Source organism: Thermoanaerobaculia bacterium (genome assembly GCA_035717485.1).
In the GTDB taxonomy this organism is placed as follows: domain Bacteria; phylum Acidobacteriota; class Thermoanaerobaculia; order UBA5066; family DATFVB01; genus DATFVB01.
Window position 1 is genome coordinate 1 of sequence record DASTIQ010000113.1, and the last position, 13367, is coordinate 13367.

The 13367-nt window shown below is 67.0% G+C and carries 11 protein-coding genes and 1 tRNA gene; 5 read left to right on the forward strand and 7 right to left on the reverse strand.

What is annotated here, in order from left to right; all coding sequences use genetic code 11:
* Window positions 1-49 precede the first annotated feature (49 nt).
* Both gmd and VFS34_06070 read left to right on the forward strand, forming a co-directional pair.
* Entirely contained in the window at window positions 50-1129 is a 1080-nt protein-coding gene (gmd, locus tag VFS34_06065) for a GDP-mannose 4,6-dehydratase (protein HET9794010.1), read from the forward strand.
* 85 nt (window positions 1130-1214) lie between these two features.
* Entirely contained in the window at window positions 1215-2441 is a 1227-nt protein-coding gene (locus tag VFS34_06070; protein ID HET9794011.1) for an S-layer homology domain-containing protein, read from the forward strand.
* A 404-nt stretch (window positions 2442-2845) separates the two neighbouring features.
* Here the strand turns inward: VFS34_06070 and VFS34_06075 are convergent, their stop codons facing one another.
* On the reverse strand, window positions 2846-3808 hold the full coding sequence (locus VFS34_06075) for a hypothetical protein (protein HET9794012.1): 963 nt from the start codon (window positions 3806-3808) through the stop codon (window positions 2846-2848).
* A gap of 502 nt (window positions 3809-4310) precedes the next feature.
* On the opposite strand from VFS34_06075, the gene VFS34_06080 reads away from it, so the two are divergent.
* On the forward strand, window positions 4311-4496 hold the full coding sequence (locus VFS34_06080; protein HET9794013.1) for a tyrosine-type recombinase/integrase: 186 nt from the start codon (window positions 4311-4313) through the stop codon (window positions 4494-4496).
* Window positions 4497-4506: 10 nt separating this feature from the next.
* Here VFS34_06080 and VFS34_06085 read toward each other — a convergent pair.
* The 6 genes from VFS34_06085 to VFS34_06110 form a co-directional block, all read right to left on the reverse strand.
* Window positions 4507-4581 (reverse strand) — tRNA-Gly (locus tag VFS34_06085).
* Between the two features lie 109 nt (window positions 4582-4690).
* The gene (locus tag VFS34_06090) at window positions 4691-6007 is read right to left on the reverse strand and encodes a hypothetical protein (GenBank protein ID HET9794014.1); all 1317 of its coding nucleotides are present in this window, start codon (window positions 6005-6007) and stop codon (window positions 4691-4693) included.
* Window positions 6008-6022: 15 nt separating this feature from the next.
* Window positions 6023-7318 carry a hypothetical protein gene (locus tag VFS34_06095; GenBank protein HET9794015.1) on the reverse strand — a complete coding sequence of 432 codons (1296 nt, stop codon included), beginning with the start codon at window positions 7316-7318 and terminating at the stop codon, window positions 6023-6025.
* A gap of 118 nt (window positions 7319-7436) precedes the next feature.
* Entirely contained in the window at window positions 7437-8747 is a 1311-nt protein-coding gene (locus tag VFS34_06100; protein HET9794016.1) for a hypothetical protein, read from the reverse strand.
* Between the two features lie 15 nt (window positions 8748-8762).
* Window positions 8763-10037 (reverse strand): hypothetical protein, encoded by a 1275-nt coding sequence (locus VFS34_06105; protein ID HET9794017.1) that lies wholly within the window; start codon window positions 10035-10037, stop codon window positions 8763-8765.
* Between the two features lie 64 nt (window positions 10038-10101).
* Window positions 10102-11631 (reverse strand): VCBS repeat-containing protein, encoded by a 1530-nt coding sequence (locus VFS34_06110; GenBank protein ID HET9794018.1) that lies wholly within the window; start codon window positions 11629-11631, stop codon window positions 10102-10104.
* A gap of 76 nt (window positions 11632-11707) precedes the next feature.
* Between VFS34_06110 and VFS34_06115 the strand changes: the two genes are divergently transcribed.
* Together VFS34_06115 and VFS34_06120 are read left to right on the forward strand one after the other, a co-directional pair.
* Window positions 11708-12706, forward strand: a complete 999-nt coding sequence (locus VFS34_06115) for a DUF1573 domain-containing protein (protein HET9794019.1) — start codon at window positions 11708-11710, stop codon at window positions 12704-12706.
* Between the two features lie 57 nt (window positions 12707-12763).
* Window positions 12764-13367: glycosyltransferase (locus VFS34_06120; GenBank protein HET9794020.1), on the forward strand; the 604-nt coding region annotated here is incomplete at its 3' end.

Here is a 13367-nt window from a genome sequence, read left to right on the forward strand (position 1 = left end):
ATCGCGGCTCTCCATCCGGCGTAAGATGCCCGCGAGGTCGATGGATCACGTGAAGCGCGCTCTCATCACCGGGGTCACCGGCCAGGACGGCTCGTATCTCGCCGAGCTCCTGCTCGGGAAGGGATACGAGGTGCACGGGATCGTCCGCCGCTCGTCGAGCATCGCGCGTTCCCGGATCGATCACCTGAGCCGCTGGCAAGGGGGCGGCAACGGCCCGCTGCTCCTCCACTACGGCGATCTGAACGACTCCTCGTCGTTGAACCGCGTCCTCCGCACCGTCCGCCCCGACGAGATCTACAACCTCGGCGCGCAGAGCGACGTCCGCGCGAGCTTCGAGCTCCCCGAGTACACGGGTCAGATCGACGCGCTCGGCACGACGCGCCTCCTCGACGCGATCCTCGAGACGGGGCTCACGCCGCGGTTCTACCAGGCGTCGACGTCGGAAGTCTTCGGGAAGGCCCGCGAGACCCCGCAGAGCGAGACGACTCCGTTCCACCCGCGGAGTCCCTACGGCGTCGCGAAAGCGTACGCCCACTGGATCACCGTCAACTATCGCGAGGCGTACGGTTTCCACGCCTCGAACGGCATCCTGTTCAACCACGAGAGTCCGCGCCGCGGCGAGTCGTTCGTCACGAGGAAGATCACCCGGGCCGTGGGACGGATCGCCCACGGCCAGCAGGACGCGGTCTACCTCGGGAACCTCGCGGCGCGCCGTGACTGGGGGTTCGCCGGGGATTACATCGAGGGGATCTGGCGGATGCTCCAGGCCGACGAACCGGGCGATTACGTCCTCGCGACGCGCGAGGCCCACACGGTACGCGAGTTCGCCGAAGCCGCGTTCGCGCGGGCGGGAATCCCGATCCGCTTCGAGGGCGAAGGCGTCGAGGAACGCGGCGTCGACGCGGCGACCGGCGCGGTCCGGGTCGCGATCGACCCCCGGTATTTCCGCCCGAGCGAGGTCGACCATCTCGTCGGTGATTACGCGAAGGCCCGGGAGAAGCTCGGATGGGAGCCGACGGTCCGCTTTCCGCAGCTGGTCGCAATGATGACGGACGCGGACATGGAGCTCGCCCGCCGGGAGGCGGAAGGAGCGCGCCCCGGCGCTCCCGACGAGGCGCATCGCCCCTGATCGCGGAATCGCCCTCGCATGAACGACATCGACGTCTTGCCCTATCATTAAGGTTCCGTCTGCTGAAAAAGTGAAGGAGGGCGCGATGGCGAACCGAACCGGGCGAATCCTGCGGTGGATGGCCGCCGCGTGGGCAGCGGTGTTCTTCCTGGGGGCGGGTATGCGGGTCCTCGCCGACTGCTCGGCCTTCGGACTGCCGTTCACGGATCTCGGCTCGACGACTTTCTGCGCGCAGATCGCCGAGGCGTACTTCGCGGGCTTGACGAACGGCACGACCGCCACCACGTATGCGCCGACGGCGAACGTCCCCCGCGAGCAGATGGCGGCCTTCGTGACGCGGACGCTGGACCAGTCACTCCTTCGCGGCGCCCGGCGATCGGCGCTGGACCAGTGGTGGACGTCCGCGCCGCACTTCGATCAGTCGCTCGCCACGACGGCGGTCGGCACTCAGCCCCAGCTCCTCAAGAGCGACGGAGCGGACGTCTGGGTGGCGAATTTCGGCGGAACGGTGACCCGGGTTCGGGCGAGCGACGGACGCGCCCTCCAGACCTGGACGGGCGCGACGAAGGCTTACGGCGTCCTGATCGCGATGGGCCGGGTCTTCGTGACGGCGAACCAGACGACCGGCACGCTTTACGGGATCGATCCGTCGGCAGCGATTGGAGGCGCCGTCACTTCGCTGACGACGTCGCTCGGCGGGTTTCCGGGAGGGATCGCCTTCGACGGAAACAGGATCTGGACCGCGAACTCGAACAACGGCGCCGGAGGAGGTTCCGTTTCGATCGTCACTCCCGGGACGTGGAGCGTCGCCAACCACTCCACCGGTCTCACGGAGCCGATCGGCCTCGTTTTCGACGGAGCGCACATGTGGGTGACGGACGCGACCGCGTCGGGAGGGCGGCTTCGGGAGCTGGACGGGGCGGGAGCGGTTCTCCTCACCGTCACGGTCGGACAGGGTGCCGGTTTTCCGGCGTTCGACGGCCGGAACATCTGGGTTCCGAACTCGTTCGACAACTCGATGACCGTCGTCCGGTCCACCGACGGTGCGGTGCTCAAGACGTTCTCCGCCGCCAACGGGAACGCGAACGGCATGGACGCTCCGAGCCAGGCCGCGTTCGACGGCGAGCGGATCGCCGTCACGAACGAATCGCCGATCCACGGTACGCCGAGCGTGTCGCTGTTCAAGGCAACGGACCTCAGTGTGATCGGCAACGCTCCTCTCGCCGGCGTGTCGGAGCCGTTCGGGATCTGCAGCGACGGTGTGAATTTCTGGATCGCGCTCGCCGGCTCCTCCGCTGTCGGGCGGTTCTAGCATCCGTCATCGTCCCGTCCGTCGAGAGAAACGCCCGCGCTTTTGTCGGCCTGTTCTCATCGGAAGGAGTGCGGGAGTGGAGCGTTGGCAAGGAGCCCTGGGGCGTAGTATCCGGATTTTTCACTCGGGAACAGGGAGCGCGATCGAGCAATAAAGACGGGCTCGTTCTTGCTCCCTTCATTTTTCTTCATCCGCTACGGCGGGACGGCAAAGTCCACCGTTTTGCACAGGGAGCAAGAACAAAACAAGAACAGCCTCCGGAGTTCCTTCCCGCCCCAGAGCGCAGTTCCGACCTGACCAGGTGTCGAAACGACCGATTAGGGCTCCAAAGGCTCCGCTTCAGCGGCAGGAGCGTGAAAACGATGGCTGAAGGGCCCGGGTTTCCCAATTCACCGCGATCGATTCTAGAAACGCCCGATGCTCGACGAACCCTCGAAGCTCACCCAGAAATCGGTGCCATCGCTGCAGGCCCCATAGGGATTTGAAACTCCTGACGTCGCGAAGCTTCCGATGATGCTCAGATCCGCCGCTTTGAAGAATGAGAGCCCCCCGGCTTCATTGGTCACGAGAATCCGTTGACCGTCGAACGCGGCTTGCACTGGAGAACTCAGCCCGTTCTTGTCGCCGTTTCCAGCCGAAAACGTTTTCAGCACCACACCATCCGAGGACCTGACTACCGTAAGAGAATTGTCGCTAAAATTTGGTACCCAGATATTGTGGCCATCGAAGGCGGGGAATGCAGGGCTTGCTCCGACCGTCACCGTCTGAACGACCGCCCCGCTCGAATTGAGCTTGAACAGCTTGCCTGCACTCTGGTCCGTTACCCAAATACTCACGCCGTCGAAGAGGATCCCATCTAACGAGGAAAAACCGGTGGTGACCGTAGCGACGGACCACGTTCCGGGGCTCACGATCGAGACGCTACCGCCCACGTTCGCTGTCCAGATTTTGTTCCCATCGAATGCAATTCCGGCCGGCGAGTTTCCGAGAGTGCTGGCCACCGTGCTGACCGGGAAGGCGGAAGAGGAAGATGGGTCGATCTCGTAAAGCTTGCCTGGAGTCGTCTGCCCTGCGATGAATACTTTTCCCATCGCAATGAGAACTCCCACGGCGCTGGTTGCACCGCTCCAGGTTCCAAGGTTTGCCCCGTCCCTTGCCCGAATCCGAGTGACATCAGCATCCCCGTTGTTCGAGACCCAGACATCCGTTCCATCGCTCTTCAGGAGGGTGGGCGTGCTCCCGACTGCAACCAACCCGAGCCCTGCCTGGTTGAAATGAAGGTTGCTCGTCCACCATTGGTCGAGAGCTGCCCGCCGACTCCCACGAAGCAAGGATTGGTCGAGGGTTCGCGTGACGAATGCGGCCATTTGCTCCCGTGGAACGCTGTCGGTAGGCGCGTACGTGGTTGCGCTGGTTCCATTGGTCAACCCCGAAAAATAGGCTTCCGCGATTTGGGCGCAGAAGTTGGTGGATCCAAGGTCCGTAAATGGCAGCCCGTAACCTGCGCAGCTCGCCAAAACGCGGACACCCGTGCCTGTGAAAAGTACCCCTACCCAGAGCCAAGCCAACCCGCGAATGATTCGTCCGGATCCGTCAGTTCTCATCGGCCCTCCCATGCTCCCCTCAGCTCCTCTCCCTGGTCGCTGCGAGAACGCCAAGCACTCCGACCGCCACAGCAAGGACGGTAATGTGAAGAGTTGGGCCAGACCGGTCCGGGTGCGACAGGTAATACACGAACTCGACCGAGGTGACACCCAGGGCCAAGAACGTGGCGACCCACGCCAAGACCCGGCGACCTTCGGCAGTCATTTCGTCTCTCCCAGATTTCCTTTGACTATAGCGCTATCGGGCGCGATCCTGATAGACGTCATGGCAGGGGTCGACATCCGCACGGTTCAGACCCTGATGGGGCATCGGAACATCGCCATGACGATGCGCTACGCACACCTTTCCCCAGCGCACCTCCGGGAGGCAATCGCAAAGCTCGGAAGCGCGAGACCAAGAACAAAACAAGAACAGGGCGAGTGCCCACAGAGCGCGGGAATTGCTAAGTGATTGAGTCAGATGGAGCGGGAAACGGGGGTCGAACCCGCGACATCCACCTTGGCAAGGTGGCACTCTACCACTGAGTTATTCCCGCTCAGGGCGAACGAAAAAGATAGCGGAGCCCCGTGGCGGAGTCAAGACGGCGTGCTGCCGCCCGCTCCGAACCGCGGGGGCGGACGTCCTCCGCTCCGGCGGCGCTACGGCTACGGATTGCTGTGGTTCGCCGCGGCGGCGCTGTCGAGGCGGAACGCGGGACCGCCCTCGGCGCCGACGTTTCCGAACGTCCCTCCGTTGATCTCCCGGATCATCGTCACGAATCCCTGCGCCGCGTTCTTGTCGCTCGACGGAACGTCACCCGCCGGCCCGACGTGGGTGTTCAGGTTGAAGAACATCCACCCCGAGGCGTAGGGAGTCGGCAGCGGCCCCGATCCGACGAGCACCTTCTGGGTCGCCGCGGGAAACGCGAGGCCGATCCCCGCGGGGGACTCGAGGCTCTGGACGCGCGTCGTCACGTGCTCCTGCTCGTCGAACAGCTCGAGACCTTCCCGGCCGAGAGGGAACCAGGGCGGGAGGGTTCCGCAGGCGAACGGCTGCTGCGCGACCTTCGGATCCCTCCAGACGACGGCGTACGTCGCGTTCTTGACGTATCGTCCGGCGAAGTTCGTCGCGAGCGGCTCCCGGTTGTCCACGGCGCTCCAGGCCGGGCCGTCGAGCCGCCCGTAGAACGTGTAGTTGTTGGCGGTGTTCGTGAGCGTGTTCGAGGCGTCCGCCTCGATCTCGACGAGCGGCGCGCCGTTGCCGGCCTGCCCGTTCGTGTCGCTGTTGATGTACTGGTACTCACCCCAGAGGACGTTCTGGTTCGTCGCATCACCGGATCCGCCCGGTCCGAAGTAGCCCGGTTGGCCGGGCAGCCGAAGGGTGCAGTTGTTGACCGTGTCGATCGTCACGAATCCCCGGGCGAGCCCGGGAGAGACCGTCGCGGAACAGGCTCCGTTGAAGCTCGAGAACTGCCCCGTCAGCGCCGCCTGAATGTACGCGACGTAGATCTGGGGCATCACCGTCAGCGGGAGCTGGCCGTAGCAGCTCGCAAAGTTGATGTCCTGCGAGAATTGCCCTTTCGGGCTGATCGTGTCGGTGGGGTCCTGGCCGGCGCTCGCCGTCGCAGGCAGCTTCCCGTTGAAGATGTCCCGCATGTCGATCGGCTGGACGTCGTAGCCCGTGAGGTACTCGTTGAAGGCGAGGACCGGCACGGCGAGATCCGACCAGATCGTCACGTGGACGAGAACCGCCGTGGCGGTCGCATTGTTGATCCAGAAACGCGTCGTGCGGCCGGTCGGATGGGCGAGATCGACCTCGAAGTACGGGAGGAGGAGCGTCGCTCCCGGAGTCTCCGAGATCGTCGGAATGACCGGGGGGGTCCCGCTCACCCCCGTCGCCCCGGCGGGGGTCGCTCCCAGGAGAACGATCGCCGCCGCGAACGCGGCCGCGATCAGGACGGGGGTCGTGTAACGCGTCTTCATCGCTCGTTCTCCCTTTCAGTGGGGAAGCAGCAGCTGGACATGACTCGCCGTCGGATCGAAGTTGTCGAGCTGGAGAGCGGGGCCCCCGACCATCCCGATCGTTCCGGCGCTCCCCCGGATGATCCGCATCGTCATCACCCAGCTCTGAGCGGCGTTCTTGTCGATCGACGGGACGTCGCCCGCCGGCGTGACGTAGACGTTCAAGTCGTACCAGATCCAGCCCCGGGTGAACGGCAACGGGAACGCGGTGCTCCCCAGGAGAACCTTCTGCGTGGCCGCCGCGAAAGGAACGAAGGGGTCCAGCGGGGGTTGGGGCGCCACGGGATACTGGGTCGGCTTCGGGATCACCGGGTGTTCCTGCTCGTCGTACACCACGAATCCCTCCTGCCCCAGGGGATACCAGTCGGGGAGGGAGGCGCAGGGGAAAGCCTCCTGGGCGATCTTGGTGTCGCGCCACACGACCGCCTGGGTCTGGCCGCTGTTGTATCGACCCGCATAGTTCGTCGCGAGCGGCGAGCGGTGGTCGGAAGCGTCCCAGCCGACGTAGCGCCCGTAGAACGTGTAGTTCCCCGAGGTCGTCGTCAGAGGATCGGTCTGATTGGCGACGACCGCCACGAGCGGCGATCCCTGCAGATCCGCGGTTCCGTTGGCGTAGCTGAAGTCCCCCCAGAGCACGTTCTGAACCGTCGCGATCGACGCGAAGTATCCGGCGGTGCTCGGAAACTGGGTGTCGCCCACGCACTGGTTGATGGTGTCGATCGTGACGTAGCCGTGAGCGAAACCCGGGGAGGAGCGTCCTCCGCAGTGCCCGCCGAGCATCGTGGACGACTGGCCCGTCAGGGCCCGTCGGAGCGCCGTGGCGTCGGAGGCCGAAAGCACCGCCGGGGGAAGCACTCCCCCGCAGTTGGGGAAATTGACGTCCTGGGATTTCGCTCCATGCGGGCTGATCGCGTCAATCGGATCCTGTCCCGCGCTCGCCGTCTGCGGCAGATTCCCGTTCAGAACGTTCCGCATATCGACCTTCTGCATGTCGTATCCGGTGAGATAGATGTCGAACGCGTAGACGGGCACGGAAAGATCCGTCCAGATCGTGACGTGCGCCATCACGGCCGTCGCGCTCGCGTTGTTGACCCAGAACCGGGTCGTGCGGCCCGCGGAGTTGGAAAGGTCGACCTCGAAGTACGGGAGGAGCAGCGTCGCCGCCGGCTCGCTTCGAATGGCCCCGACCGCGGGATCGGCCGCCCCGGCCGGCGCTCCCACCAGCAGAATCATCGCGCCGAGCACGCCGACCCAGAAGACGTTCTTTCTCATCTTCTCCCTCGCTGATTCAGTTCGCCGCAAAACGCCGAAGCTCCGGGAAGGCCGCTCGCGGTCGCCCGCGGGACCTCCTCGATACGCCCGTACCGGTATGAGAGGACGCCATCGCTCTTCATGGCGTGGCGTGGATCGCCGTCTGGGCGCTGTCGAGCCGGAACGCGGGCGATCCCCCGGCGCCGACGTTGCCGAACGTGCCTCCGGGGAATTCCCGGATCATCGTCACCCAGGCCTGGGCGGCGTCCTTGTCGGACGAGGGGACGTCGCCGGCCGGCCCGACGTGGGTGTTGAGATTGAAGTACATGAATCCCGAGGCGTAGGGCGTCGGCAGCGGCGCGGAGCCGACGAGAACCTTCTGGGCCGCCGCGGGGAACGCCAGGCCGATCCCGGCGGGAGATTCGAGGCTCGCGACGCGCGCCGTGACGTGCTCCTGGGTGTCGAAGACGTCGAGCCCCTCGCGCCCGAGCGGATACCAGTCCGGAAGCGTCCCGCACGGAAACACGTGCTGGGCGACCTTCGGGTCGCGCCAGACGACGGCGTACGTCGCGTTCTTCACGTATCGCCCGACGAAGTTCGTCGCGAGCGGCTCCCTCTGGTCCGTCGCGTTCCACCCGACGAGGCGCCCGTAGAACGTGTAGTTGTTCGCCGTATTCACCAGCGGGTCCGTATCGGATGCATCGATCGAGACGAGCGGAGCGCCGTTGCCCCCCTGTCCCGTCGAATCGCTGTCGATGTACACGTACTCGCCCCAGATGACGTCCTGCGTCGAGACCTCGCCGGTGAAGCTCGGGCCGAAGTATCCGGGATCGCCGGGCAGGTCCAGATGGCAGGTGACCACGACGTCGACCGTGACGAACCCGCGGGCGAGCCCCGGCGAAACCCTCCCGGCACAACCTCCGCTGAAGCTCGAGAACTGACCGGTCAGCGACTGCTGCATGTAATCCACGTAGAACTGAGGCAGCGAGGTGAAGGGAAGCTGGCCGTTGCAGGTAGAGAAGTTGATGTCCTGCGAGAAGTTGCCTTTCGGACTGATCTGGTCGAACGGATCCTGGCCGGCGCTCGCCGTGGCCGGAAAGACGCCGTTCAGGATGTTTCGCATGTCGACCTGCTGCATGTCGTAGCCGGTGAGATACATGTTCCACGCGAGGACGGGAACGGCGAGATCGGACCAGATGGTGACGCGCGCGAGGATGGCCGTCGCGCTCGCGTTGTTGACCCAGAACCGGGTGGTTCGCCCGGTGGGATGCGCGAGGTCGACCTCGAAATAGGGAAGAAGGAGCGTCGCGCCGGGCGTCGCCGAAATCGACGGCACGACCGGCGCGCCGCCCGTCACGCCGGTGGCTTCCGCCGCCGGACATCGGAGAAGGACGATCGCCGCGACGCACGCGGCCGCGATCAGGGCGGTGGTCGTGAAACGCGTCTTCATCGCTCTTCTCCCTCCTCAGTGACCGGCCACGGAGTGGACCGGCCTCGTGGCGCTGTCGAGCTGGGTGGCAGGGCCGCCGACGAGGCCCACCGTTCCCGCGCTTCCGTTGACCGAGCGCATCGTCATCACCCAGGACTGCGACGCCGCGGGGTCGATCGTCGGATCGCTCACTCCGGAGACCGTGACGTTCAGGTCGTACCAGATCCACCCCGAAGCGAACGGCACCGGGAAGGCCGCGCTCCCGATGAGAGTCTTCTGAGCGGCGGCCGGAAAAGGAATCAGGGCCGGAGTCACCGGTTGCGGGGCGAGCGGGTAGGTGATCGGGATGTTCGGGTGCTCCTGCTCGTCGAAGACCGTGAATCCCTCCTGCCCCATCGGGTACCAGGCGGGCACCGTCCCGCACGTGAACGGCGCCTGGTCCACCTTCGGATCGCGCCACACCACCGACTGCGTCCAGCCTCGGGTATACCGCCCCGCGAACAGGGTCGCGAGCGGCGCCCGATGGTCGGTCGCGTTCCAGCCGACGTAGCGTCCGTAGAACGTGTAGTTCCCGGCCGTCGTCGTCAGCGGATCCGTCGCGCTCGCGAAGATGGCGACGAGCGGCGCCCCCTGAAAGTCCGCGGTCCCGTTCGCGTAGGTGAAATCGCCCCAGAGGAGGTTCGAGTCGATCGCAGAGCCGACGCCGCCCGTGAAGTAGGACGGGTCGTTCGGGAACATCGAGGAGCACCCGTTGACGTTGTCGATCGTCACGTAGCCGCGGGCCCAGCCGGGGGAGGACCGCCCTCCGCACTTTCCGCCGAGCATCGACGAGGAGGCGCCGCTGAGCGCGCGCCTCAGCGCGGTGACGTCGGAGGCCGAGAGCGGCGCCGGCGGCAGCACTCCGTTGCAGGCGGCGAAGTTGATGTCCTGGGATTTCGTGCCTTTGGGACTGATCGCGTCGATCGGATCCTGGCCCGCGCTCGCCGTCTGCGGGAGATTCCCGTTCAGGACGTCGCGCAGATCCACCCGCTGCATGTCGAACCCGGTGAGGTAGATGTCGAACGCGAAGACCGGGACCGAAAGGTCGGTCCAGATCGTCACGTGCGCGGTTGCCGCCGTCGCGCTCGCGTTGTTGACCCAGAAGCGCGTCGTGCGACCCGCCGGATTCGAGAGGTCCACCTCGAAATACGGCAGGAGCAGCGTCGCCGCCGGCTCTTCGCGAACGGTGCCGAGCGCCGGGTCGGCGCTCGCCGACGCTCCCGCAAACAGCATCACGCCGATCAGTGCCGCGACCCACGGGAACGTTTTCATTTTCACCTCGCTGACGGAACTGAGAAGAATAGTCTGGCCGCCCCGAGTCGATCTGTCAATGGTGTCAGTGAGAAAAGTCGATCTTGAAGGCAGAAATCATCCCCTGCGAGCCGCACCGGCCGTCCTCGGCCGTCTCTTCGCCATAGGAGGAAACGATCTCCACGCGGCCATCGCCATCGAGATCAGCCAATTGCACGTCACTCCCGCTGCATCCGGTCCCGGGAAGCGACACCGGAATCCTCTCGATCTTTCCGCGCCCGTCGGCGACGAAAAAGAGCAATTTCCCGACACTCGAGGTCGCCGCGATCCCGATCGGCGCGCCGTTGCCGGCGATCGACGCGGCGGCGACCGCGGTGATCTCGTCGCCGCGCTCGAGGGGCCGAAGATCCCATCGCTTCCCCTTGTCGCGCGAAAGGAAGGCGTCGAGCCGCGGCACCCAGGTCTCCCCCTCGAGATACGTCCCGCCGACGATCAGGTCGTCGACCCCGTCGCCGTCCAGATCGACGGCCGCGATCGCGCGGAAGTATCCCTCGGGAGGAAGGGGGTCGACGTTCTCCCAGCGCCAGGAGCCGCCGGGCTCCGCGAAGGCGACGATCTCGCGGCTTCCCATGAGGCCGCTCGCGACCGCGACGTCGAGGCGCCCGTCTCCGTTGAAATCCCCGACCGCCATCGCGGAGCCGAACGGTGCGTTCAGCCGCGGCGGCTCGCGCCGGGGCCGCCACCGGCCCGCGCCCCCGTTCTCGTACACGACGACCCCGAACGAGCCGCGCCCGGCCGCTCCGCCGAAAGGAAGGATCGGCCCTTCTCCGAGCACCACCAGGTCCGCGCGCCCGTCGCCATCGGCGTCGAAGGCGCGAAGACACCGCGACGAATACTCCGGAAGACGGTCGGTCCGAGTCGAATAGTCGAGACCGTCGCTCGCCAGCCGGAAGTTTCCCCGTCCGTCGCCGAGGAGCGCGACGATTCCGCGATAGTGCATCGCGAGCGCGATATCCGCGATGCCGTCGCCGTCGAGGTCGGCGACCTGCGCGTCGCCGTAGTCGTACGGCAGCGGCGGAAAGCGCGCCTCGCGCCATCGGGTCCAGCCGCCCTGGCCGTCGCCCAGGAAGATCACGGGCGCGCCCCCCGATTTCCGCGGCGGCGGGAACACGAGGTCCGGGTGGCCGTCGCGGTTGAGGTCGCCGATGCCGAACCCTTCGCGCCATTGGCCGTTTCGGGGAAGGCCGCGGCCGAAATCGACGAGGCGAATACGGCTCTCTTCGGCGGTCGGGGGGAGAGGACCGGCCGCGGGAGCGGGCGCGGGAGGCGGCGGCGCGGGCGGAGAGGGAGCGGCCCCGGGGGGAGGCTCGTAAAGACGGATGTAGAAATTCTCCGCGTCCTCCCGCTCGAGATCCGCGACCGCTCCGATCATCGTCCGGACGTGCGCATCGTCGATGCGGGTCGCCTGGGTCTTCGGAATCGGATAGAGCCGGTAGCGGCGGCCCCGGGCATCCTTCTGCACGCCGGACTCCGGCGCCGGAGGCGTGCTGCGGGGACCTCCCGCGCAGCGGCACGCGATCAGGAGGACGGCGGCCCACCGAAAAAATCTCCGCATCGGCGCGTGATGATACTCCGCCTTCCCGAGGGGCCGCGCGTTGACAAGCCCGGACGCGGCGGCTAGCCTGCGGCGCGTGCGTCGCTCGTTTTTCATCGCCGCCGTGATCCTCGCTTCCGCCGTCGCCGGCGGCGCGCCGCTTCCCCCGAAGGCCGACGTTCAGCCCGCCGAACGAGACCTCGGGACCGTCCCGGCCGACGACGTCGCGGCGGCGGAATTCACGGTAGAAAATCGGGGCGGCGCTCCCCTGACCGTCGAGGCGAATCCGGTCCGCGAAGCGCGCGTCACGATCGATCGCTCGCCGGTCCCGCCCGGCGAGAGCGCGGCGATCCGGGTCGAAGTCGGAACGGCGCAGCGGACCGGGCCCTCCTCGCTCACCGTCGAGCTGAAGACGAACGATCCGGAGCGCCCCGTGATCCCGTTGAAAGTCGCGCTCGACGTCCACGCCTGGGTCCTCGCCGATCCCGGATACGCCCGCTACAACTTCGTCGAGGGCGGACGGGCCGGGGTAATCCGCGAAGTCGCCTTCGCCGTGGACGACGCTCCGTTCCGGGTCACGGGCGTGGATTCGCCGTATCCCTCCCTCGCCGTCCGGTGGCGCCCCGCCGCTCCCGCCGAGCGGCTCCCCGAACGAAGCGGCTCGCAGTGGGTGATCGAGCTGACGCTCTCGCCGTACGCGCCGGTCGGCCCGCTCGGCGCCGAGGTCGTCGTCCACCTCGACCACCCGCGCCAGCGCCAGCTGATGATTCCCGTGAGCGGATTCGTCCGTCCCATGCTCGCCGTCACGCCGCCGGAGGGCGATCTCGGCGATCTCGATGACCGGCCGGTCACCGCCCGCTTCCACGTCCGCAGCTTCGCGGAGGATCCGGTCGCGCTCGAGAGCGCGAAGTGCGACATCCCGGGCTCGGCCGCCGAGATCCGGACGATCGAGCCCGGCCGCGTCTGGCAGGTCGTGCTGACGATTCCCGCGGGCGCTCCCGGGTCGCTCGTCACCGGATCGCTTCGCCTGGAGACGACGAGCCCGACGCAGCCCGAGATCGAGGTCCCGGTGCGGGGCCAGTTTCGCGCGAAGTGACCCCGCGGCGGCCTTCGGGCAGCGCCGGGTCCCGGCGCAACCTGCTAATCTGAGCGCGTGACGATTCCCCTCTCGGTGATCGTTCCCACACGCGACACCCGGGAGATGACGCTGTCCGGTCTCGACGCCGTCGCCGCGGCGAGCGCCCCGTCCTTCGAGATCGTCGTCGTCGACGACGGAAGCGGCGACGGAACCGCGGAGGCGGTCGCGGCCGCTCACCCGCAGATCCGCCTCGTCCGCCGTCCCGAGCCGGGGGGATTCACCGCGGCGGCCAACGACGGGCTCCGCGCGGCGTCCGGGGAAATCCTCTTCCTCCTCAACAGCGACGCGGAACCGGAGTTGGACGCGTTCGCGAAGATCCTGGCGGCGTTCGCGGAGGACCCGGAGCTCGGCGCCGCCGGCGCGGAGCTCGTCGATCCGGACGGGTCGCCGCAATGGAGCGCCGGGAGACGGCCGGGCGCGCTTTGGATGTTCGCGCTCGCGACCGGCCTGCCGAAAGCGCTCGGCCGGCTCCCCGGATACCGGCGATGGAAGCGCCCCGGCGCGCGCGGGGCGGCCGCCCGATGGGTGAGCGGAGCGGCGCTCGCGATTCGGCGCCGGGCCTGGGAAGAGGCGGGGCCGCTCGACGAGCGGTTCGCGTTCTATTGCCAGGATCTCGAAT